Annotated in this window: 2 protein-coding genes; both read left to right on the top strand. The window is 30.0% G+C overall.

Features of this window, described 5'->3' with window-relative positions:
* The first annotated feature begins 16 nt into the window (after positions 1-16).
* A complete protein-coding gene (locus tag Q0739_RS14950) occupies positions 17-271 on the top strand; it encodes a hypothetical protein (RefSeq protein WP_298239537.1) in 255 nt (84 codons plus the stop codon).
* A gap of 19 nt (positions 272-290) precedes the next feature.
* Positions 291-560: a hypothetical protein gene (locus Q0739_RS14945; protein ID WP_298239536.1), complete on the top strand. Its 270-nt coding sequence runs from the start codon at positions 291-293 to the stop codon at positions 558-560.
* The last annotated feature ends 113 nt before the right edge of the window (positions 561-673 follow it).

Genomic DNA, 673 nt, shown 5'->3' with positions numbered 1-673 from the left:
CGTTAGGCAACATTAGATGAAACCGTATATTGATAAAATATCTGAATTAATAAACCAAAAAGAAATTCGACACGAAATTCATTCTTTTGATTCGGGAGCATTTATGGTTGACATATGGATAAACAATGACTTTTATTGTCTTCAACTTTTTGAGAACAAATTTGGAATTAGTCACGTAACGGAGGAAATTGACTTTAGCACTATTCCTGACAAAACTTTTATAAGTTGGGAGAAATTTGAAACCGAATTAAAAAAAGTTATTGATGAATAGCAAAATAGACTTATCGGTTATGAAAACTCTTTTCAGAGAACTTTGGCTGCAATCTGATTTATGTACTGAACCGATTGAACATATTTGGTTTACGATAAATGAGGTTGCTAAATCAACATCTAACTCTAGTAAAGAAATAAAAAAATATTTGGACTATCTAATTAAAAATGGAATTATCGAATTAGTTTCTTGGGAACCATTAGTACATCAATTTACTGAAGACGGAAAACGAATTAAAACGGAATTTGATATTGAAAAAACAATAAAAACGTTGCCTAACAAAGTATAAAATTAATGGCTAATTCTAGCTTACTTGGAAAATTCCTGCGGAATTTTCCGCTGGCAAGTATTTGTTTACTAAATTAGTGCTTAACAACGCCACTAATCTTATACATAAACGTT

This window comes from uncultured Algibacter sp. (assembly GCF_947487605.1).
Lineage (GTDB): Bacteria > Bacteroidota > Bacteroidia > Flavobacteriales > Flavobacteriaceae > Algibacter_D.
Note: the sequence above shows the minus strand (reverse complement) of the source record. Positions and strands in the feature narration are given on the sequence as shown.

Coding starts and splice junctions, on each gene's coding strand:
- Q0739_RS14950 (WP_298239537.1), top strand. CDS start 17: ATGAAACCGTATATTGATAAAATATCTGAATTAATAAACCAAAAAGAA.
- Q0739_RS14945 (WP_298239536.1), top strand. CDS start 291: ATGAAAACTCTTTTCAGAGAACTTTGGCTGCAATCTGATTTATGTACT.